At 46.7% G+C, this 16,224-nt stretch carries 27 protein-coding genes; all 27 read left to right on the plus strand.

Annotation, left to right across the window (positions count from 1 at the left end; all coding sequences use genetic code 11):
• Positions 1–191 precede the first annotated feature (191 nt).
• The 27 genes from rpsL (at position 192) to secY (ending at position 16,212) form a co-directional block, all read left to right on the plus strand.
• On the plus strand, positions 192–614 hold the full coding sequence (rpsL, locus tag EVJ24_RS13420; RefSeq protein WP_012727683.1) for a 30S ribosomal protein S12: 423 nt from the start codon (positions 192–194) through the stop codon (positions 612–614).
• Between the two features lie 45 nt (positions 615–659).
• Positions 660–1,127: a 30S ribosomal protein S7 gene (gene rpsG / locus EVJ24_RS13425; RefSeq protein WP_016508928.1), complete on the plus strand. Its 468-nt coding sequence runs from the start codon at positions 660–662 to the stop codon at positions 1,125–1,127.
• Positions 1,128–1,243: 116 nt separating this feature from the next.
• Positions 1,244–3,322: an elongation factor G gene (fusA, locus tag EVJ24_RS13430; RefSeq protein WP_071398660.1), complete on the plus strand. Its 2,079-nt coding sequence runs from the start codon at positions 1,244–1,246 to the stop codon at positions 3,320–3,322.
• A 113-nt stretch (positions 3,323–3,435) separates the two neighbouring features.
• Positions 3,436–4,623 (plus strand): elongation factor Tu, encoded by a 1,188-nt coding sequence (gene tuf, locus EVJ24_RS13435; RefSeq protein ID WP_131441634.1) that lies wholly within the window; start codon positions 3,436–3,438, stop codon positions 4,621–4,623.
• 97 nt (positions 4,624–4,720) lie between these two features.
• Positions 4,721–5,230: a hypothetical protein gene (locus EVJ24_RS13440; protein WP_131441635.1), complete on the plus strand. Its 510-nt coding sequence runs from the start codon at positions 4,721–4,723 to the stop codon at positions 5,228–5,230.
• Between the two features lie 380 nt (positions 5,231–5,610).
• On the plus strand, positions 5,611–5,919 hold the full coding sequence (gene rpsJ / locus EVJ24_RS13445; RefSeq protein ID WP_016508894.1) for a 30S ribosomal protein S10: 309 nt from the start codon (positions 5,611–5,613) through the stop codon (positions 5,917–5,919).
• A gap of 61 nt (positions 5,920–5,980) precedes the next feature.
• Entirely contained in the window at positions 5,981–6,607 is a 627-nt protein-coding gene (gene rplC, locus EVJ24_RS13450; protein WP_016508913.1) for a 50S ribosomal protein L3, read from the plus strand.
• 28 nt (positions 6,608–6,635) lie between these two features.
• Positions 6,636–7,259, plus strand: a complete 624-nt coding sequence (gene rplD, locus EVJ24_RS13455; protein ID WP_016508943.1) for a 50S ribosomal protein L4 — start codon at positions 6,636–6,638, stop codon at positions 7,257–7,259.
• Complete coding sequence (gene rplW / locus EVJ24_RS13460; RefSeq protein WP_071398658.1) at positions 7,259–7,540, plus strand: 50S ribosomal protein L23; 282 nt, start codon at positions 7,259–7,261, stop codon at positions 7,538–7,540. Before rplD ends, rplW begins: the two co-directional genes overlap by 1 nt.
• 34 nt (positions 7,541–7,574) lie before the next feature.
• Positions 7,575–8,405, plus strand: coding sequence for a 50S ribosomal protein L2 (rplB, locus tag EVJ24_RS13465; RefSeq protein WP_070329243.1), 831 nt, complete (start codon positions 7,575–7,577; stop codon positions 8,403–8,405).
• A gap of 66 nt (positions 8,406–8,471) precedes the next feature.
• Positions 8,472–8,747, plus strand: coding sequence for a 30S ribosomal protein S19 (rpsS, locus tag EVJ24_RS13470; RefSeq protein ID WP_012727673.1), 276 nt, complete (start codon positions 8,472–8,474; stop codon positions 8,745–8,747).
• A 20-nt stretch (positions 8,748–8,767) separates the two neighbouring features.
• A complete protein-coding gene (rplV, locus tag EVJ24_RS13475) occupies positions 8,768–9,100 on the plus strand; it encodes a 50S ribosomal protein L22 (RefSeq protein WP_021066609.1) in 333 nt (110 codons plus the stop codon).
• 13 nt (positions 9,101–9,113) lie between these two features.
• Positions 9,114–9,758, plus strand: coding sequence for a 30S ribosomal protein S3 (rpsC, locus tag EVJ24_RS13480; RefSeq protein WP_035386108.1), 645 nt, complete (start codon positions 9,114–9,116; stop codon positions 9,756–9,758).
• A gap of 32 nt (positions 9,759–9,790) precedes the next feature.
• Entirely contained in the window at positions 9,791–10,228 is a 438-nt protein-coding gene (rplP, locus tag EVJ24_RS13485; protein ID WP_016508922.1) for a 50S ribosomal protein L16, read from the plus strand.
• Positions 10,215–10,418, plus strand: a complete 204-nt coding sequence (gene rpmC, locus EVJ24_RS13490; RefSeq protein WP_016508900.1) for a 50S ribosomal protein L29 — start codon at positions 10,215–10,217, stop codon at positions 10,416–10,418. Before rplP ends, rpmC begins: the two co-directional genes overlap by 14 nt.
• A 33-nt stretch (positions 10,419–10,451) precedes the next feature.
• Positions 10,452–10,712 carry a 30S ribosomal protein S17 gene (rpsQ, locus tag EVJ24_RS13495; protein ID WP_016508930.1) on the plus strand — a complete coding sequence of 87 codons (261 nt, stop codon included), beginning with the start codon at positions 10,452–10,454 and terminating at the stop codon, positions 10,710–10,712.
• A 43-nt stretch (positions 10,713–10,755) separates the two neighbouring features.
• Complete coding sequence (gene rplN / locus EVJ24_RS13500) at positions 10,756–11,124, plus strand: 50S ribosomal protein L14 (RefSeq protein WP_012727667.1); 369 nt, start codon at positions 10,756–10,758, stop codon at positions 11,122–11,124.
• 37 nt (positions 11,125–11,161) lie between these two features.
• Positions 11,162–11,470: a 50S ribosomal protein L24 gene (rplX, locus tag EVJ24_RS13505; RefSeq protein WP_021066612.1), complete on the plus strand. Its 309-nt coding sequence runs from the start codon at positions 11,162–11,164 to the stop codon at positions 11,468–11,470.
• Positions 11,471–11,502: 32 nt separating this feature from the next.
• On the plus strand, positions 11,503–12,042 hold the full coding sequence (gene rplE / locus EVJ24_RS13510; protein WP_016508927.1) for a 50S ribosomal protein L5: 540 nt from the start codon (positions 11,503–11,505) through the stop codon (positions 12,040–12,042).
• 18 nt (positions 12,043–12,060) lie between these two features.
• Entirely contained in the window at positions 12,061–12,330 is a 270-nt protein-coding gene (gene rpsN, locus EVJ24_RS13515) for a 30S ribosomal protein S14 (RefSeq protein WP_021066613.1), read from the plus strand.
• Between the two features lie 31 nt (positions 12,331–12,361).
• The gene (gene rpsH / locus EVJ24_RS13520; RefSeq protein ID WP_021066614.1) at positions 12,362–12,760 is read left to right on the plus strand and encodes a 30S ribosomal protein S8; all 399 of its coding nucleotides are present in this window, start codon (positions 12,362–12,364) and stop codon (positions 12,758–12,760) included.
• 33 nt (positions 12,761–12,793) lie between these two features.
• Positions 12,794–13,333 carry a 50S ribosomal protein L6 gene (gene rplF / locus EVJ24_RS13525; RefSeq protein WP_016508938.1) on the plus strand — a complete coding sequence of 180 codons (540 nt, stop codon included), beginning with the start codon at positions 12,794–12,796 and terminating at the stop codon, positions 13,331–13,333.
• Positions 13,334–13,367: 34 nt separating this feature from the next.
• Entirely contained in the window at positions 13,368–13,730 is a 363-nt protein-coding gene (gene rplR / locus EVJ24_RS13530; RefSeq protein ID WP_070329241.1) for a 50S ribosomal protein L18, read from the plus strand.
• A 20-nt stretch (positions 13,731–13,750) separates the two neighbouring features.
• Entirely contained in the window at positions 13,751–14,251 is a 501-nt protein-coding gene (gene rpsE / locus EVJ24_RS13535) for a 30S ribosomal protein S5 (protein ID WP_016508948.1), read from the plus strand.
• A gap of 15 nt (positions 14,252–14,266) precedes the next feature.
• Positions 14,267–14,452: a 50S ribosomal protein L30 gene (gene rpmD, locus EVJ24_RS13540; RefSeq protein WP_016508937.1), complete on the plus strand. Its 186-nt coding sequence runs from the start codon at positions 14,267–14,269 to the stop codon at positions 14,450–14,452.
• Positions 14,453–14,482: 30 nt separating this feature from the next.
• On the plus strand, positions 14,483–14,923 hold the full coding sequence (gene rplO, locus EVJ24_RS13545; RefSeq protein ID WP_131441636.1) for a 50S ribosomal protein L15: 441 nt from the start codon (positions 14,483–14,485) through the stop codon (positions 14,921–14,923).
• Positions 14,923–16,212 carry a preprotein translocase subunit SecY gene (gene secY / locus EVJ24_RS13550; protein ID WP_131441637.1) on the plus strand — a complete coding sequence of 430 codons (1,290 nt, stop codon included), beginning with the start codon at positions 14,923–14,925 and terminating at the stop codon, positions 16,210–16,212. The genes rplO and secY overlap by 1 nt, the downstream gene beginning before the upstream one ends.
• The last annotated feature ends 12 nt before the right edge of the window (positions 16,213–16,224 follow it).

The raw sequence follows: 16,224 nt of genomic DNA on the forward strand, positions 1-16,224 counted from the left end.
TTGGACGTTAACCGATCTTTCTACGGAAAGGTTTGGCTGCTATTATTGCCACTTTCAAGGTATAACTCACGTTTTTGCGAGGTCATGGAATGCCTACGCCTCGTAAAAGCGTTTCGTTATGACCTTAAATGAACCACCCGGGTCGGTGGGTCTAGAAAATAGCATAATTCAGGAAGGGAGGATCTTCAAAGATGCCTACTATCAACCAGTTAGTCCGTAAAGGACGCAAATCGAAAGTCGTTAAATCTGACTCTCCAGCACTTAACAAAGGTTACAACAGTTTCATCAAGTCACAAACAAACGTGAGCTCACCACAAAAACGTGGTGTTTGTACACGTGTTGGTACAATGACTCCGAAGAAACCGAACTCGGCTTTACGTAAGTATGCCCGTGTTCGTTTGACTAACCAAATCGAAGTGACTGCGTACATTCCAGGTATTGGCCACAACCTTCAAGAGCACAGCGTTGTTCTTATCCGCGGAGGACGTGTAAAAGACTTACCAGGAGTACGTTACCACATCGTTCGTGGTGCACTTGACACTGCAGGTGTGGACGGACGTATGCAAGGCCGTTCTAAATACGGTACGAAACGTCCGAAAGCTGCGAAGAAGTAATTCTCGCAAACTAAACTACTGAAATTTTGAAAGGAGGGTACTCGGATGCGTAAAAACCGTGCAGAACGTCGTGACGTTATCGCAGATCCGATCTACAACTCGAAATTGGTAACTCGCCTCATTAACCGTGTCATGTTAGACGGTAAAAAAGGTACAGCTCAAACTATCATTTACAACGCATTTGGTCTCATCGCTGAACGCTCAGGCAAAGAGCCTATGGAAGTGTTCGAAGAAGCAATGACAAACATCATGCCTGTACTTGAAGTTAAAGCTCGCCGTGTAGGTGGAGCAAACTACCAAGTTCCTGTTGAAGTTCGTCCAGAACGCCGTACGACACTTGGTCTTCGTTACCTCGTGAACTACGCTCGTCTCCGCAACGAGAAGACGATGGAGCAACGTATCGCGAATGAAATCATGGATGCAGCCAATAACACTGGTGCTTCTGTTAAGAGACGCGAAGACATGCATAAGATGGCAGAAGCGAACAAAGCGTTTGCTCACTATCGTTGGTAAGTTAAACGTAAAGACCACTCCACGTCACCAAGCGGTGGCTTAATGGAGTGGCTTTCGGGTATAATCATATCGTGTGCCAGCACACGAAAAACACATGCGGAAGGAGAATACCCAGTATGGCAAGAGAATTCTCCCTAAAGAATACTCGTAACATCGGGATCATGGCTCACATCGATGCCGGTAAAACGACTACAACTGAACGTATTCTTTATTACACAGGTCGTATCCACAAGATTGGTGAAACTCATGAAGGAGCTTCACAAATGGACTGGATGGAGCAGGAGCAAGAGCGTGGAATCACGATCACTTCTGCAGCGACGACTGCACAGTGGAATGGCCACCGTGTAAACATCATCGATACACCTGGACACGTAGACTTCACAGTTGAAGTTGAACGTTCACTCCGTGTACTTGATGGCGCAGTTGCTGTACTTGACGCTCAGTCAGGTGTTGAACCACAAACAGAAACTGTATGGCGTCAAGCGACGACATACGGTGTTCCACGTGTCGTATTCGTCAACAAGATGGATAAGATCGGTGCGGACTTCTTGTACTCGGTGAAAACACTTCACGAGCGTTTACACGCTAACGCACACCCAATCCAACTTCCAATCGGCGCAGAAGATGAATTCAAAGGAATCATCGACCTCGTTGAAAGAAAGACATACATGTACTCGAACGACCTCGGTACTGACATCGAAGTAACAGAAGGCTTCCCAGCTGATATGGCTGACCAAGCTGAAGAACTTCGCGGTCGCTTGATCGAAGGCGTTGCAGATTACAACGAAGATTTGATGATGAAATACCTCGAAGGCGAAGAGATCTCAATCGAAGAACTCAAAGCTGGTATTCGTCAAGCAACACTTAGCGTTGAATTCTACCCTGTACTTGTCGGTTCGGCCTTCAAAAACAAAGGTGTTCAATTAATGTTGGACGCTGTTGTTGATTACCTCCCATCACCAGTTGATGTTGAGTCAATCAAAGGGATCAACCTCGATACAGAAGAAGAAATCACGCGTGAACCTTCTGACGAAGCGCCGTTCTCGGCACTTGCGTTCAAAGTCATGACTGACCCTTACGTCGGTAAATTGACATTCTTCCGTGTGTACTCTGGTACAGCACAAGCTGGTTCGTATGTGAAGAACTCGACTAAAGGGAAGCGCGAGCGTCTCGGTCGTATCCTTCAAATGCATGCAAACAGCCGTGAAGAAATTCCAATGGTATTTGCTGGTGACATCGCCGCTGCTGTTGGTCTTAAAGATACAACGACTGGTGACACACTTTGCTCAGAGAAAGACAACGTCGTTCTCGAGTCAATGACATTCCCAGAACCGGTTATCTCGGTCGCGATCGAACCTAAATCGAAAGCAGACCAAGACAAGATGGGTCAAGCCCTCGCGAAACTCGCAGAAGAGGATCCAACTTTCCGCACTGAAACAAACCAAGAGACTGGTCAAACGATCATCTCTGGTATGGGTGAGCTTCACCTTGATATCCTCGTTGACCGTATGCGTCGCGAATTCAAAGTCGAAGCAAACGTCGGTGCACCACAAGTTGCTTACCGTGAGACAATCCGTAGCGCTGCGAAGATCGATTCGAAATTCGTACGTCAGTCGGGTGGACGCGGTCAGTACGGTCACGTTGTCGTTGAATTCGAACCGAACGTAGAAGGTGCTGGATTCGAATTTGAGAACAAGATCGTCGGTGGTGTTGTTCCACGTGAATACGTACCGGCTGTTCAAAACGGTATTCAAGAAGCTCTCGAAAACGGTATCCTCGCTGGTTACCCAGTAGTTGACGTTAAAGCTGCCCTCGTCTTCGGATCGTACCACGATGTCGACTCGAACGAGATGGCGTTTAAAGTTGCTGCTTCGATGGCGGTCAAACAACTTAAGGAACAAGCGAAAGCTGTCATCCTTGAGCCAATGATGCGTGTTGAAGTTGTCATCCCAGAAGAATACTTGGGAGACATCATGGGTGACGTCACGTCACGCCGTGGACGCGTAGAAGGTATGGAAGCTCGCGGTAACGCACAAGTCGTTAAAGCAATGGTTCCACTTTCAGAAATGTTCGGATATGCAACGTCACTCCGTTCACGTACGCAAGGACGTGGAACGTACTCGATGCACTTCGACCACTATGAAGAAGTACCGAAGTCAATTGCAGAAGAAATCATCAAAAAAGCGAACGGCTAATAACGGTTGTAACGCTGAAATGATTGTTGTAAGCTAAGGAGGACGTATGTTAAAAGTAGCCTACGTCTTCCTAGTTAAATAAAAATTAATTGTCTATAGAGGAGGAATCTAGAATGGGTAAAGAAAAATTCGACCGTTCTAAACCGCACGTTAACGTTGGTACAATTGGCCACGTCGACCACGGTAAAACAACTTTGACTGCAGCGATTTCAGCTGTACTTTCAAAAGCACAAGGGAAAACAGCTACAAAGTTTGACGCAATCGATGGTGCTCCAGAAGAGCGCGAGCGCGGTATCACAATCGCAACAGCTCACATCGAGTACGAAACTGAAAAACGCCACTACGCACACGTTGACTGCCCAGGTCACGCTGACTATGTTAAAAACATGATCACTGGTGCTGCACAAATGGACGGCGCTATCCTCGTTGTTTCGGCAACAGATGGCCCAATGCCACAAACACGTGAGCACATTCTTCTTTCACGTCAAGTAGGTGTTCCTTTCATCGTAGTATTCATGAACAAAGTTGACATGGTTGACGACGAAGAGCTTCTCGAACTCGTTGAGATGGAAATCCGTGAACTTCTTTCTGAATATGACTTCCCAGGCGACGACCTCCCTGTAATCAAAGGTTCAGCTCTTGGCGCGCTTAACGGCGAACCACAATGGGAAGAAAAAATCATGGAACTCATGAACGCAGTTGATGAGTACATCCCTGAGCCTGTTCGTGACACGGACAAAGACTTCATGATGCCAGTTGAGGACGTATTCTCAATCACTGGTCGCGGTACTGTAGCGACTGGTCGTGTTGAGCGTGGTATTCTCCGCGTCAACGACGAAGTTGAAATCGTTGGTCTTACAGAAGAAACTAAGAAAACTGTATGTACTGGTGTAGAGATGTTCCGTAAACTTCTTGACTATGCAGAAGCTGGCGACAACATCGGTGCTCTTCTCCGTGGTGTATCACGTGAAGACATCGAGCGTGGACAAGTACTTGCTAAACCAGGTACAATCACTCCGCACTCTAAATTCAAAGCTTCAATCTACGTTCTTTCTAAAGAAGAGGGTGGCCGTCACACGCCATTCTTCGCGAACTACCGTCCGCAGTTCTACTTCCGTACAACTGACGTAACAGGTATCGTTCACCTTCCAGAAGGTACTGAAATGGTAATGCCAGGAGACAACATCGAGTTGACGATCGAATTGATTTCTACAATCGCGATCGAAGACGGAACACGTTTCTCAATCCGTGAGGGTGGCCGTACTGTAGGTGCTGGTTCGGTAACAGAAATCATCGAGTAATCGATGTCTTAAGCAGTCCGCATTTGCGGGCTGCTTTTTTGTTTTTTGAAACGAAGTGATAGGATAGGAGATAGGATTGCAGGAAGGAGAATCGATGATGGAAAAGCAAATGGAGACGCTTTGCCGGTTGAACGGCGTTGCCTGCCGCTTTGGTGGGTCAAGTTTACTCAAGCATCACGGGATCGTCGAGACGGCGCGTGACTTAGATTTGTTCGTTGAGCCTGACCAGTTCGAGACGATTGACCGTGTGCTCAGCCGTGCCGGAAAAAAAGAAGAGTCTGGTCCGCACGACGAGTATATGACGACGTACTTTGGCGAATACACGTTTGAAGGACAAGACATCGACGTGATTGCTAGTTTTCGGATGCGTTGCACGGACGGGATTTATACGCATCCTTACATTGAACCGGACGAGAGTTGGATGCATCTTGAAGAGTGGGTCGTCCTCTATTCAGTGATGGGGCGGGAAGAGAGAGTCGACAAGCTGCACGAATACTTTATGACGCACCCGTTCAACAACTCGATTGTGCAAACATGTTTGAAACGAGCTCCGGCATCGGTCGTCGAAGCCGTGACTGAGCAGTTTAAAGAGTGTATGAAACGCTAGGAAGAGTTGGCATGGGCCTTCTTTTGAAAAATAGTTCAACAAAAGAAGGAAAAGAACTTGCAAAAGGGTTCGAATCTTGTTACATTAGTGAACGTTGAACAACTCATCAGACATCCGGCACGATCGAAAAAAATCAAATCTTGCTTTTGTTTTGCAGATTCGATATAATGATTAAGTGTTTGTGCGAGTGGTGAGAGACTTTACAGCAGAAAATGTGTCCTATCGTTGATTTGCAATGATCGGATGCCTCTGCTGACACAAGCACGCTGCGATGAAGCGGGAGGTTATGACACGCCAGGCAGCTTTGCCATGGCCGGTGTGGAAATTTCCGCTGAGAACTGTCTATTTTTAAAAGTAGGCGACAAAGGAGGGAAACTTACATGGCAAATGAAAAAATCCGTATTCGCTTAAAAGCATACGACCATCGCGTTCTCGATCAATCAGCTGAGAAAATCGTTGAAACTGCGAAACGTTCAGGTGCGAAGGTCTCGGGTCCAATCCCGCTTCCAACTGACAAATCGATCTACACGATCCTTCGTGCGGTCCACAAGTATAAAGATGCTCGTGAACAGTTCGAAATGCGTACACACAAACGCTTGATCGACATCGTTAACCCAACACCAAAAACGGTTGATGCGCTTATGCGTCTCGAATTACCATCAGGTGTTGACATCGAAATCAAACTTTAATTCTTCATATAGTAGATACTAGCCAGAAGAGACAATAATTATTAAACAGGAGGTGTATCTCATGGCTAAAGGAATCTTAGGAACAAAACTTGGTATGACTCAAATCTTCAACGAAGCAGGCGAAGTCGTACCGGTAACAGTAGTTGCTGTCGAAGGAAACGTCGTGCTTCAAGTTAAAACACTTGAAACAGACGGTTACGAAGCAGTTCAACTCGGTTTCGGAGACATCAAAGAATCACGTCAAAACAAACCGGCAAAAGGTCACGCTGCGAAAGCAAGTGCGACACCTAAGCGCTTCATGAAAGAAATTCGTACTTCAGTAGAAGGATACGAAATCGGTCAAGAGATCAAGGCGGACATTTTCGCTGCAGGTGAATTAGTGGACGTAACAGGTACTTCAAAAGGTAAAGGATTCCAAGGTGCGATTAAGCGTCACGGACAATCACGTGGACCAATGTCCCACGGTTCGCGTTACCACCGTCGTCCTGGTTCAATGGGTCCTGTAGCTCCTAACCGCGTATTTAAAGGGAAGCTTCTTCCTGGTCAAATGGGTGGCGAGCGTAAAACGATTCAAAACCTTGAAATTGTCAAAGTTGACGTGGAACGCGGCCTTGTACTCGTTAAAGGCGCAATCCCAGGCGCTCGTAAATCGAACGTCATCATCAAGACAGCTGTCAAAGGTAACTAATTAACTGCACGGAAAGGAGGAATTACGAATGCCTAAAGTAGCTTTGCTAAACCAAACAGGTTCACAAGTTGGCGAAATCGAATTGGCTGAAGCCATTTTCGGTATCGAGCCAAACGAATCAGTACTTTATGACGCGATCGTCATGCAACAAGCATCACGCCGTCAAGGTACTCACGATACGAAAGGTCGCTCGGAAGTACGCGGTGGCGGCCGTAAACCATGGAAACAAAAGGGAACTGGTCGTGCGCGCCAAGGTTCGATCCGCTCACCACAATGGGTTGGTGGTGGAACAGTCTTCGGTCCAACTCCACGTTCATACTCTTACAAGCTTCCTAAAAAAGTTCGTCGTCTTGCACTTCTCTCGGCTTTGTCGTCAAAAGTACAAAACAACGAAATGATCGTCCTCGAAGGCCTTGCTTTCGATGCACCAAAAACAAAAGATATGGTCGCAGTACTTCTTGGCCTATCAGTAGAACGTAAGGCTCTTGTAGTCACAGCGGACTACAATGAGACTATCGCTCTCGCAGCTCGTAACATCCCAGGAGTGACTGTAATCGAGGCAGCAGGCGTTAACGTTCTTGACCTCGTTGCTAACGACAAAGTCATCTTCACTAAAGATGCGGTTGCGAAGGTAGAGGAGGTGCTTGCATAATGGCTCAAGCATACGATATCATCAAACGTCCTATCATCACTGAGCGTTCAGTTAGCCTCATGGAAGCTAACAAATACGTTTTCGAGATCGACGTTAAAGCGACTAAATCACAAGTGAAGCACGCTATCGAAACAATCTTCAACGTGAAAGTTGCTTCGGTAAACACAATGAACATTAAACCGAAAGCGAAACGTGTCGGTCGTCACTCTGGTTACACATCGCGTCGTAAAAAAGCGATCGTAACTCTTGCTGAAGGCAACACAATCGACTTCCTCGGTTAATTTACTACCTTAGAAGAAAAGGAGGGAATCCTCGATGGCGATTAAAAAGTTTAAGCCGACCACTAACGGTCGCCGTAACATGACATCTCTCGACTTTGCAGAGATCACAACGAACCGTCCTGAGAAATCGTTAACTGAAAAGCTTTCGAAAAAAGGCGGTCGTAACAACCAAGGTCGTTTGACTGTACGTCACCAAGGTGGCGGGCACAAACGTAAATACCGTATCATCGATTTCAAACGTAACAAAGATGCTATCATCGGACGCGTTGCTACGATCGAATACGATCCAAACCGTTCAGCTAACATCGCCCTCATCAACTATGCAGATGGTGAGAAACGTTACATCCTCGCTCCTAAGGGCATCAAAGTAGGCATGGAAATCATGTCTGGTCCTGAAGCGGATATCAAAGTGGGGAACGCTCTTCCACTCGTAAACATCCCTGTCGGTACTACTATCCACAACATCGAGCTTAAGCCTGGTAAAGGCGGTCAGCTTGTTCGTGCGGCTGGTGCATCGGCACAAATCCAAGGACGTGACGGCAAGTACGTCATCGTTCGTCTTCAATCAGGTGAATCACGCTTGTTCCTCGGCACTTGCCGCGCTACAATCGGTTCAGTTGGTAACGAAGAACACGAACTTGTAAACATCGGTAAAGCAGGACGTTCACGTTGGTTAGGCAAACGCCCAACAGTACGTGGTTCTGTAATGAACCCAGTTGATCACCCACACGGTGGTGGTGAAGGTCGTGCGCCAATCGGTCGTTCGGGCCCACTTACTCCTTGGGGTAAACCAGCTCTTGGTTACAAAACTCGTAAGAAAAACAAATCGAGCGACATGTACATCCTTCGTCGTCGTAAGAAATAATTATCACATGATTCTTGGGCGGTTCGAAAGAGCCGTTCCCGAATCATTCCAAAGGGAGGTTCTATCATGGGTCGCAGCTTGAAAAAAGGTCCATTCGCAGATCACCATTTGCTCGCTAAAGTTGACAAACTTAACGAATCTGGTGAGAAGCAAGTCATCAAAACTTGGTCACGTCGCTCGACAATCTTCCCAGAATTCATGGGTCACACGTTCGGTGTACACGATGGTCGTAAACACGTACCAGTATTCGTGACAGAAGACATGGTCGGTCACAAACTTGGTGAATTCGCTCCAACACGCACGTATAAAGGTCACGGATCAGACAAGAAAACGAAACGGTAATCTGAGGGGAGGTCAAATCCATGCAAGCTAAAGCATCAGCTAATATGGTCCGTCTTGCTCCTCGCAAAGCACGTCTCGTTGTAGACTTAATTCGCGGGAAACAAGTCGGCGAAGCGCTCTCTGTCCTTGCTCACACGAACAAGGCAGCGTCGCCAATCGTTGAAAAAGTATTGAAGTCAGCGATTGCTAACGCAGAGCACAACTACGATATGAACATTGAGAACCTTGTTGTATCTGAAATTTTCGTCAACGAAGGTCCAACACTCAAACGCTTCCGCCCACGTGCGATGGGTCGCGCAAGTCGTATTAACAAACGCACAAGCCACATTCACATCGTGGTAACTGAGAAATAAGGAGGGATATGTAGTGGGTCAAAAGGTAAATCCGCACGGTTTTCGCGTTGGTGTTATCAAAGACTGGGATTCGCGTTGGTACGCTGAGAAAGACTACGCAGATCTCCTTCATGAAGACTACGTTATTCGTGAATACATCGAAAACAAAATGAAGGATGCTAGTGTGGCTAAAGTTGAAATCGAACGCGCTGCAAACCGCGTAAACATTTCGCTTCACACTGCGAAACCAGGTATGGTCATCGGTAAAGGTGGTTCGGAAATCGAGTCACTCCGTAAAAATATCACAAAGCTTGCTGAAGGCAAACGTGTTCACATCAACGTTGTTGAAGTGAAAAACGCGGATGCAGTCGCTAAGCTTGTTGCTGAAAACATCGCTCGTCAATTGGAAGGCCGTGTGTCATTCCGTCGTGCAATGAAACAGTCAATTCAACGTTCGATGCGCACTGGCATCAAAGGGATCAAAACAGAAGTTTCTGGTCGTCTTGGTGGCGCTGATATCGCTCGTTCAGAGAAGTACTCAGAAGGATCAGTTCCGCTTCATACAATCCGTGCCGACATCGACTACGGAACAGCTGAAGCTGACACAACTTATGGTAAAATCGGAATTAAAGTATGGCTTTACCACGGAGAAGTTCTTCCAACAAAAAACACTAAATAATAAACACTCTTTCAGGAAGGAGGCAACACACTATGTTGTTACCTAAACGCGTGAAATATCGTCGTGTACACCGTGGTAAAATGCGCGGAAATGCAAAACGCGGCACAACAGTACATTTCGGTGAATTCGGTCTCCAATCGCTCGAAGCGAGCTGGATCACAAACCGTCAAATCGAATCAGCACGTATCGCAATGACACGTTATATGAAACGTGGCGGTAAAGTGTGGATCAAGATCTTCCCACACAAGCCGTACACTAAAAAGCCTCTCGAAGTTCGAATGGGTTCGGGTAAAGGTGCTCCAGAAGGCTGGGTAGCTGTAGTTAAGCCTGGTAAAGTAATGTTCGAAATCGCGGGTGTATCTGAGGAAGTCGCACGTGAGGCACTTCGTCTTGCAGCGCACAAACTTCCAGTAAAATGTAAGTTCGTGAAACGTGAAGAAAATGGTGGTGATACGAATGAAAGCAACTGATCTCCGTCAATCAACTAATGAAGAGCTCAACGGTAAAGTAGGCGAATGGAAAGAAGAACTCTTTAACCTTCGTTTCCAATTAGCTACAGGTCAGCTTGAGAATCCTGCTCGTATCCGTGAAGTACGCAAGTCGATTGCGCGTGCTAAAACGATTCTTCGTGAACGCGAACTCGGCATCAACAACGGCTAATCTAATCGGATTATTGAAGAGGAGGTAACACTCATGGAACGCAATAAGCGTAAAGTACTCACTGGACGCGTCGTGTCTGACAAAATGGACAAAACGATCGTCGTTGCAGTTGAAACAAAAGTACGTCATAAGCTTTATGGAAAACGTGTAAACTACACGAAGAAATTTAAAGCGCACGATGAGAACAATGTCGCTAAAGTAGGCGATGTAGTCCGCATCGCGGAGACACGTCCGCTTTCTAAAGACAAACGTTTCCGTCTCGTAACAGTAGTAGAAGAATCAGTAATCATCTAATAACAGTTCGGATCTATAAACATCCGGAGGGAGGTACACTCGCATGATTCAACAAGAATCTCGCTTGAAAGTAGCAGACAACTCTGGCGCGCGTGAACTGTTGACAATTAAAGTCCTCGGTGGTTCAGGTCGTAAGACTGCAAACATCGGTGACATCATCGTCGCGACGGTAAAACAAGCAACACCAGGTGGCGTTGTTAAAAAAGGTGACGTTGTCAGAGCAGTTGTCGTTCGTACAAAACGCGGCGCTCGTCGTAAAGATGGTTCGTACATCCGTTTCGATGAGAACGCAGCAGTCATCATCAAAGATGATAAGAGCCCACGCGGCACTCGGATCTTCGGGCCAGTTGCACGTGAACTTCGTGAAAAAGAATTCATGAAGATCGTTTCGTTGGCACCGGAAGTACTTTAATTTCCAATTTCAATCCTATAAGGAGGTGCGCAAAACGATGCATGTTAAAAAAGGCGATACAGTCCAGGTAATGTCTGGTAAAGATAAAGGCAAGCAAGGGGTTATCCTCAAAGCTATGCCAAGCAAGAACCGCGTAGTCGTAGAAGGTATCAACGTGATTAAAAAACACTCGAAACCATCACAAGCGAATCCACAAGGCGGTATCCTTGAAATCGAAGCACCAATTCACGTCTCGAACGTCATGCCACTCGACCCTAAAACGGGCAAACCAACTCGCGTTGGTTTCAAAGTAGTCGATGGTAAAAAAGTTCGTGTCGCGAAATCGGGCGAAGTACTCGATAAATAAGAACAACGTGACGAAAGGAGGTCCATTCGATTATGAACCGTTTGCAAGAGAAGTATAAAAGCGACATCGTGAAAGCGATGATGGATAAATTTAACTATGACTCGGTTATGCAAGTGCCACAAGTCGACAAGATCGTTATCAACATGGGTGTAGGTGACGCTGTTTCGAACTCGAAGGCTCTTGACATGGCAGTGGAAGAATTATCAATTCTTTCAGGTCAAAAACCACTCGTAACGAAGGCTAAGAAATCAATCGCTGGTTTCAAACTTCGTGAGGGCATGCCAATCGGTGCGAAAGTAACACTTCGTGGCGAGCGTATGTACGATTTCCTCGACAAATTAGTAACTGTTTCACTTCCACGTGTACGTGACTTCCGCGGTGTATCGAAGAAAGCATTCGACGGACGCGGTAACTACACGCTTGGTGTGAAAGAGCAACTTATTTTCCCTGAAATCGATTACGATAAAGTAACTAAAGTACGCGGTATGGATATCGTTGTTGTTACAACAGCGAACACAGACGAAGAAGCTCGTGAATTGCTCACACTTCTCGGAATGCCATTCCAAAAATAATAAAGGGAGGTCGACAACATGGCTAAAAAGTCAATGGTGAATCGCGAACAAAAACGCGAGAAACTCGTTGCCCAGTACGCTGAGAAGCGCGCGCAATTAAAAGCTGAAGGCGACTACATCGGACTCAGCAAATTGCCACGTAACTCGTCACCTGTACGTCTTCATAACCGTTGCCGTATCACAGGTCGTCCACATGGTTACATGGGTAAATTCGGGATCAGCCGTATCAAGTTCCGTGATCTTGCATACAAAGGTCAAATCCCTGGTGTTAAAAAAGCAAGTTGGTAATCCACTAACAGTGTGAAAGGAGGTACATCGCATGGTAATGACAGACCCTATTGCAGATATGCTTACACGTATCCGTAACGCTAACATGGTTCGCCATGAAAAATTGGAGCTTCCAGCTTCTAATATCAAACGTGAGGTTGCAGAGATCCTCAAGCGTGAAGGTTTCATTCGCGATGTTGAATATATCGAGGACGCTAAACAAGGTACACTTCGTCTTTTCCTTAAATATGGAGCAAGCAACGAACGTGTTATCACTGGTCTCAAACGTATTTCGAAACCAGGTCTTCGTGTATATGCAAAAGCAGATGAAGTACCAAAAGTACTCGGAGGACTCGGTATCGCAGTTCTTTCGACATCAAAAGGTCTTATGACTGATAAAGAAGCTCGCCAACAACAAGTCGGCGGCGAAGTGCTCGCCTACATCTGGTAAGTCACTTTTCTAACAAGAACGGAGGTGTAATCAATGTCACGTATTGGTAAAAAACCAGTTACGATTCCAGCTGGCGTTACTGTAACGGTTGCAGAAGGCAACATTGTCACAGTAAAAGGTGCTAAAGGTGAACTTTCGCTTTCAGCTAACCCAGCCTTGGAAGTCAAAATTGAAGAAAACGAACTAACTGTTGTTCGTCCGGATGACTCGAAAGAGAACCGTACGATCCACGGTACGACACGTGCCCTCATCGCCAACATGGTGGAAGGTGTGTCTAACGGGTTCCAGAAAACACTTGAGATCTCAGGGGTTGGTTACCGTGCTGCTAAGCAAGGTAACAAACTCGTCCTCAGCCTCGGTTACTCGCATCCAATCGAGTACGTTGCTGAAGAAGGTATCGAGATCGAAGTTCCTTCAAACACGCAAATCATCGTAAAAGGTATTAGCAAAGAGCGCGTCGGTCACGTTGCAGCTCAAATCCGCTCGTACCGTGCTCCAGAACCTTACAAAGGTAAAGGTGTTCGTTACTCTGATGAACGTATTCGCCGTAAAGAAGGTAAGACTGGTAAGTAATTCGTCACGAAATGAACGGAAAGGAGTGGCATAAATGATCACAAAAGCAGATAAAAATGCAGTTCGTAAGAAACGTCATGCTCGTGTACGTCGTACGATCACCGGGACGGCAGCTCGTCCACGTTTGAACGTATTCCGTTCGAGCAAGAACATCTACGTACAACTTATCGATGACGCGTCACAAACAACGCTTGTGTCAGCATCTTCGAAAGATAAAGCACTCGATCTTACAAACGGCGGCAACGTTGAAGCAGCGAAAGCTGTTGGTAAACTTGCAGCTGAACGTGCACTCGAGAAAGGTATCGACACTGTTGTGTTCGACCGTGGTGGATACCTCTATCATGGCCGCGTCAAAGCTGTTGCAGAAGCAGCTCGTGAAGCGGGTCTTAAATTCTAACAAAAAGGAGGGGACACTCGATGCGCCAGTTAGACGTTAACATGGAACAACTTGAAGAACGCGTTGTTACCGTAAACCGCGTCGCGAAAGTTGTGAAAGGTGGCCGTCGCTTCCGTTTCGCCGCTCTCGTAGTCGTAGGTGACAAAAATGGTCACGTCGGTTTCGGTACAGGTAAGGCACAAGAGGTGCCAGAAGCGATCCGCAAGGCTATTGAAGCCGCTAAGAAAAACATGGTTCAAGTACCAATGGTTGGTACAACAATTCCACACGAAATCACAGGAGTATACGGAGCAGGTCGTGTATTCATGAAACCTGCTTCTGAAGGTACTGGGGTTATCGCCGGTGGTCCAGTTCGTGCAGTGCTCGAACTTGCAGGTGTAGGTGACATCCTTTCGAAATCGCTTGGATCAAACACACCGATCAACATCGTCCGTGCGACGGTCAAAGGCTTGACAGAGCTTAAAAAAGCAGAGGAAGTTGCTAAACTACGCGGTAAAAGCGTAGAAGAACTTCTTAAATAAGGGAGGGAACTAGACATGGCGAAACTCGCAATCACCCTCACACGCAGCACAATCGGTCGTCCCGAGGATCAGCGTGTAACAGTACGTACACTTGGTCTTCGCAAAATGCATCAAACCGTCGTTGTCCCTGACAACGTCGCGATGCGTGGTATGATCAAAAAAGTGTCGCACCTTGTGACTGTAGAAGAAATTAACGAATAATATCGATTTTAATAATAAGGAGGTGCCACTATGAAACTCCATGAATTGAAGCCAACTCCAGGTTCGCGTCACGAACGCAACCGTGTCGGTCGCGGTATGGCGACTGGTAACGGTAAAACTTCTGGCCGTGGACATAAAGGTCAAAAAGCTCGTTCAGGCGGTGGCGTTCGTCCAGGGTTCGAAGGTGGACAAAACCCACTTTACCGTCGTCTTCCAAAACGCGGTTTCAACAACCCTACTCGTAAAGAGTATGCAGTTGTTTCCCTAGACACGCTTAACCGTTTCGAAGCAGGTACTGAAGTAACTCCAGAACTCTTAATCGAGACTGGATACGTCAGCTCTGCTAAAGACGGAATCAAAGTACTTGCTAACGGCAAGCTTGAAACAAAATTAACTGTTAAAGCCAACAAATTCTCGGGTGCAGCGAAAGAAGCGATCGAAGCAGCTGGCGGTTCAGTTGAGGTGATCTGATGTTTCAGACGATCTCCAATATGTGGCGCGTGAAAGATATTCGACAGCGTATTCTCTTCACACTCGCAATCATCATCATTTTCCGCATCGGGGCCCATATCCCGGTGCCGATGGTGAATACGGATGTGTTGCGTTTTGACTCAGGCGGTCTACTCGACTTCTTGAACTTGTTTGGAGGAAATGCTTTACAGAACTTCTCCCTGTTCGCAATGGGGATCATGCCGTACATCACGGCATCGATCGTTGTACAACTTTTACAAATGGACGTCGTTCCGAAGTTTGCCGAATGGGCAAAACAAGGCGAGTCCGGGCGTAAAAAGCTAGCGACGGTCACGCGCTATGGGACGATCATGTTAGGATTTATCCAAGCGACATCATTGTCGTTCGGGTTTAACCGCCTCTACCCAGGTCTCGTTAATGAGACGTGGGGAACGGCAACCTATTTCGTGATCGCGATTGTACTTACTGCAGGTACGGCGTTCTTGATGTTCCTCGGTGAGATGACAACGGAGAAAGGTGTCGGGAATGGTATTTCCGTCATCATCTTCGCTGGTATCGTTGCCGGGTTCCCAAGAATCTTCACGCAGATTTACGAGACGAAGCTCCAAAATGCTGGAGACGCGTTATTCATTAACATCATTTACTTGGTTGTATTGGCGTTGGTCATTCTTGCAGTGACGATGGGGATCATTTATGTTCAACAAGCAGCACGTAAGATTCCGATCCAATATGCGAAGCGCACGGCGAACCGTACCCCTGTGGGCGGCCAGTCGACGCACTTGCCAATCAAGCTAAACGCTGCTGGTGTCATCCCGGTCATCTTCGCGATTTCCTTCATGGTGACACCGCCAACTGTTGCAAGCTTCATTGCTTCTCCGGAAACGACGCAAAAGTTGCAGACTTACTTCGATACGACATCTCCAATCGGAATGTCAATCTACGTAGCGCTCATCATCGCGTTCGCTTACTTCTATACATTCATTCAGGTCAACCCTGAACAAATGGCAGAAAATCTGCAGAAGCAAGGTGGCTATATTCCTGGGATTCGTCCTGGGGCGCAAACAGAACAGTACATCACGAAGTTGCTCTATCGATTGACTTTCTTCGGAGCGATTTTCCTATCTCTCGTTGCGATCATGCCGACAATCTTCATTAAGCTTGCCGGTCTCCCAACTTCGGTGCAAATCGGAGGGACGAGCTTGTTGATCGTAATCGGGGTAGCCCTCGAAACGATGAAACAAATCGAAAGTCAACTCGTAAAACGACACTACAAAGGCTTTATCCGTTAAAGCGGAAGGAAG

This window comes from Exiguobacterium sp. SH1S21 (genome assembly GCF_004337175.1).
Classification (GTDB): Bacteria; Bacillota; Bacilli; order Exiguobacteriales; family Exiguobacteriaceae; genus Exiguobacterium; species Exiguobacterium aurantiacum_A.

Excerpts from the sequence above, each read along its gene's own strand:
- rpsL (WP_012727683.1), top strand. The coding sequence starts at position 192 with ATGCCTACTATCAACCAGTTAGTCCGTAAAGGACGCAAATCGAAAGTC.
- rpsG (WP_016508928.1), top strand. The coding sequence starts at position 660 with ATGCGTAAAAACCGTGCAGAACGTCGTGACGTTATCGCAGATCCGATC.
- fusA (WP_071398660.1), top strand. The coding sequence starts at position 1,244 with ATGGCAAGAGAATTCTCCCTAAAGAATACTCGTAACATCGGGATCATG.
- tuf (WP_131441634.1), top strand. The coding sequence starts at position 3,436 with ATGGGTAAAGAAAAATTCGACCGTTCTAAACCGCACGTTAACGTTGGT.
- EVJ24_RS13440 (WP_131441635.1), top strand. The coding sequence starts at position 4,721 with ATGGAAAAGCAAATGGAGACGCTTTGCCGGTTGAACGGCGTTGCCTGC.
- rpsJ (WP_016508894.1), top strand. The coding sequence starts at position 5,611 with ATGGCAAATGAAAAAATCCGTATTCGCTTAAAAGCATACGACCATCGC.
- rplC (WP_016508913.1), top strand. The coding sequence starts at position 5,981 with ATGGCTAAAGGAATCTTAGGAACAAAACTTGGTATGACTCAAATCTTC.
- rplD (WP_016508943.1), top strand. The coding sequence starts at position 6,636 with ATGCCTAAAGTAGCTTTGCTAAACCAAACAGGTTCACAAGTTGGCGAA.
- rplW (WP_071398658.1), top strand. The coding sequence starts at position 7,259 with ATGGCTCAAGCATACGATATCATCAAACGTCCTATCATCACTGAGCGT.
- rplB (WP_070329243.1), top strand. The coding sequence starts at position 7,575 with ATGGCGATTAAAAAGTTTAAGCCGACCACTAACGGTCGCCGTAACATG.
- rpsS (WP_012727673.1), top strand. The coding sequence starts at position 8,472 with ATGGGTCGCAGCTTGAAAAAAGGTCCATTCGCAGATCACCATTTGCTC.
- rplV (WP_021066609.1), top strand. The coding sequence starts at position 8,768 with ATGCAAGCTAAAGCATCAGCTAATATGGTCCGTCTTGCTCCTCGCAAA.
- rplP (WP_016508922.1), top strand. The coding sequence starts at position 9,791 with ATGTTGTTACCTAAACGCGTGAAATATCGTCGTGTACACCGTGGTAAA.
- rpmC (WP_016508900.1), top strand. The coding sequence starts at position 10,215 with ATGAAAGCAACTGATCTCCGTCAATCAACTAATGAAGAGCTCAACGGT.
- rpsQ (WP_016508930.1), top strand. The coding sequence starts at position 10,452 with ATGGAACGCAATAAGCGTAAAGTACTCACTGGACGCGTCGTGTCTGAC.
- rplN (WP_012727667.1), top strand. The coding sequence starts at position 10,756 with ATGATTCAACAAGAATCTCGCTTGAAAGTAGCAGACAACTCTGGCGCG.
- rplX (WP_021066612.1), top strand. The coding sequence starts at position 11,162 with ATGCATGTTAAAAAAGGCGATACAGTCCAGGTAATGTCTGGTAAAGAT.
- rplE (WP_016508927.1), top strand. The coding sequence starts at position 11,503 with ATGAACCGTTTGCAAGAGAAGTATAAAAGCGACATCGTGAAAGCGATG.
- rpsN (WP_021066613.1), top strand. The coding sequence starts at position 12,061 with ATGGCTAAAAAGTCAATGGTGAATCGCGAACAAAAACGCGAGAAACTC.
- rpsH (WP_021066614.1), top strand. The coding sequence starts at position 12,362 with ATGGTAATGACAGACCCTATTGCAGATATGCTTACACGTATCCGTAAC.
- rplF (WP_016508938.1), top strand. The coding sequence starts at position 12,794 with ATGTCACGTATTGGTAAAAAACCAGTTACGATTCCAGCTGGCGTTACT.
- rplR (WP_070329241.1), top strand. The coding sequence starts at position 13,368 with ATGATCACAAAAGCAGATAAAAATGCAGTTCGTAAGAAACGTCATGCT.
- rpsE (WP_016508948.1), top strand. The coding sequence starts at position 13,751 with ATGCGCCAGTTAGACGTTAACATGGAACAACTTGAAGAACGCGTTGTT.
- rpmD (WP_016508937.1), top strand. The coding sequence starts at position 14,267 with ATGGCGAAACTCGCAATCACCCTCACACGCAGCACAATCGGTCGTCCC.
- rplO (WP_131441636.1), top strand. The coding sequence starts at position 14,483 with ATGAAACTCCATGAATTGAAGCCAACTCCAGGTTCGCGTCACGAACGC.
- secY (WP_131441637.1), top strand. The coding sequence starts at position 14,923 with ATGTTTCAGACGATCTCCAATATGTGGCGCGTGAAAGATATTCGACAG.